Source organism: Accumulibacter sp., assembly GCF_032229525.1.
GTDB lineage: Bacteria > Pseudomonadota > Gammaproteobacteria > Burkholderiales > Rhodocyclaceae > Accumulibacter.
The window spans coordinates 1-2,519 of the sequence record NZ_JAVTWB010000099.1 but is presented as its reverse complement, the minus strand read 5'-3'; the positions used below and the strand labels follow the sequence as shown (position 1 = coordinate 2,519).

Below are 2,519 nucleotides of genomic sequence, written 5' to 3'. Positions count from 1 at the left end.
AGGCGGCGCGCCCGCACGATGCCGTTCAGATCGCCCTTGACCAGCGTGAATCCGGCGCTCTCGATGGCGACGTCGGCACCGGTACCCATGGCGATACCGACATCGGCCTGGGCCAGCGCCGGGGCGTCGTTCACGCCGTCGCCGGCCATCGCCACCTTGTGGCCTTTGGCCTGCAGTTCCTTGATGATGCGTGCCTTGTCCGCGGGCAGGACGTCGGCACGGATTTCATCAATACCGAGGCGCCCGGCGACGGCGCGGGCGGTGCGCTCATTGTCGCCGGTGGCCATGATGATCTGCAGACCCTCGGCATGGAGCGCCTTGAGCGCTTCGAGCGTGGTCTCCTTGATCGGGTCGGCGACGCTCACCAGGCCAGCGACTTCGCTGCCAATGAGGACGAACATCACTGTTTCGCCCTCGTCGCGGCGAGCGTTTGCCGCCTCGACGAACGCACTGGACGCGCCGCCATCCAGGCCCAGTTCGGTAAGCAGCGCCGCATTGCCCAGGGCAACAGCCTGGCCATCGACCACGCCTTTGACGCCCTTGCCGGTGATCGCCTCGAATTCCTCGGCCTTGGCCAGTTCGACGCCGCGTTCTTCCGCTCCGCTGACGATCGCCTCGGCCAGCGGATGTTCCGAGCCACGTTCGAGGCTGGCGGCAAGGCGCAATACCTCGGCTTCCTGGTGACCGGCGGCGGGCAGTACCGCCACCAGCTTCGGCTTGCCGACGGTCAGCGTGCCGGTCTTGTCGACGATCAGTGTATCGACCTTGGCAAAGCGTTCGAGGGCCTCGGCGTTCTTGATCAGCACGCCCGCCTGCGCGCCACGGCCGGTGGCGGTCATGATCGACATCGGCGTCGCCAGGCCGAGAGCACAAGGGCAGGCGATGATCAGCACGGCCACCGCCGATACCAGCCCGTAGGACAGCGCCGGTGCCGGTCCCCAGATCGCCCAGGCGATGAACGCCAGGATGGCGATGCCGATCACCGCTGGAACGAACTTGCCGGCGACCGAGTCGGCGAACTTCTGGATAGGCGCGCGCGAGCGTTGCGCGTTGGCAACCATGTCGACGATCTGGCTGAGCACAGTGTCGCCGCCGACCCGCTTCGCTTCGACGATCAGCGAGCCGGTGCCGTTGATCGTCGCCCCGGTGACTGGGTCGCCGGCGACCTTTTCGACCGGCACCGCTTCGCCGGAGATCATCGACTCGTCGATCGAAGAACGGCCTTCGATCACCAGGCCATCGACCGGCACCTTGTCGCCCGGTCGCACCCGCACATGGTCGCCGACGACAACTTCCTCAAGCGGAATTTCCTCCTCGCGCCCGTCGGCACGGATCACGCGCGCCGTTTTGGCGGCGAGGTCGAGGAGGGCGCGGATCGCCGAGCCGGTGCGCTCACGTGCGCCAAGCTCCATCACCTGGCCGAGCAGGACCAGGACGATGATCACCGCGCCGGCTTCAAAGTACACTCCGACGTGTCCCTGCGCATCGCGAAAGCCAGCCGGGAACAAGCCCGGCGCGAGGAGCGCGACGACGCTGAAGAGATACGCCGAGCCGACGCCCATGCCGATCAGTGTGAACATGTTGAGGCTGCGATTGACCACCGACTTGACGCCGCGAACGAAGAACGGCCAGCCGGCCCAGAGCACCACCGGCGTCGCCAGAAACAATTCGACCCACAGCGCGGTGCGCTCGCCGAGCGCGTCGCGGACGAAACCGAGGCCGAGGAAGGGGCCCATGGTCAGCACCAGCAGCGGCACGGTCAGCACCGCGCCGATCGCGAATCGGCGCCGGAAATCGACCAGCTCGAGGTTGGGGCCTTCGTCGCCAGAGGGGACGCCCATTGGCTCCAGCGCCATGCCGCATTTCGGGCAATCGCCGGGGGCGTCGCGAACGATTTCGGGGTGCATCGGACAGGTGTACTGCGTGCCTGCAGGCACGGCAGGCGCTTCCTCCTTGTGCGCTCCGGGCAGGTAGGGCGCAGGGTTCGCCGCGAACTTGTCGTGACATTTCTGTGAGCAGAAATGAACCATTTCCCCGTCGTGTTCGAGGCTTGGCTTGCCAGTCCCCAGCGTGACGGACATGCCGCATACCGGATCCTTCACCGTCGTGACGCCGCTCGCCTCGTGGTCATCGTGCAAGCCCTGTGTGGCGTGCGAATGCCCGGGCTGCGGATGATGGTGGCCTTGCCCGTTCGACCTTGCATTCGTGTTCATGGCAATCCTCTCCAAAATGTCCTGCTGTCAGCTTGGACCTGTGTGTCGCTCAAAGGTCAACGGTTTTTTTCAGCGGACGATGGCCAGTTGATGCCCTTCGCCGCCGGGTAACTGGATGGTGTCCAGTAGCTCCAGCGAACTCTGGTCCACCACCCAGATCTTGGGTTCCTTGCGGCTGGAGACGTAGAGCTTGCCAGTGCCGCGCACGGCACCAAGGTGATATGGCGCGGGCGTGAGTGGCACGACACGGCGCACGTCGGTCTGCGGATCGAGTGCCACCAGCTTGTCCTCCGAGATCAGGCTGAC

General features: G+C 65.9%; 2 protein-coding genes. Both read right to left on the bottom strand.

What is annotated here, in order from left to right; translation table 11 throughout:
- A partial coding sequence (locus RUW20_RS05970) for a heavy metal translocating P-type ATPase (RefSeq protein ID WP_409559315.1) occupies positions 1–2,213 on the bottom strand: 2,213 nt, incomplete at its 3' end.
- A 69-nt stretch (positions 2,214–2,282) separates the two neighbouring features.
- The coding region (locus tag RUW20_RS05965) for a YncE family protein (RefSeq protein ID WP_409559314.1) at positions 2,283–2,519 on the bottom strand (237 nt) is incomplete at its 5' end.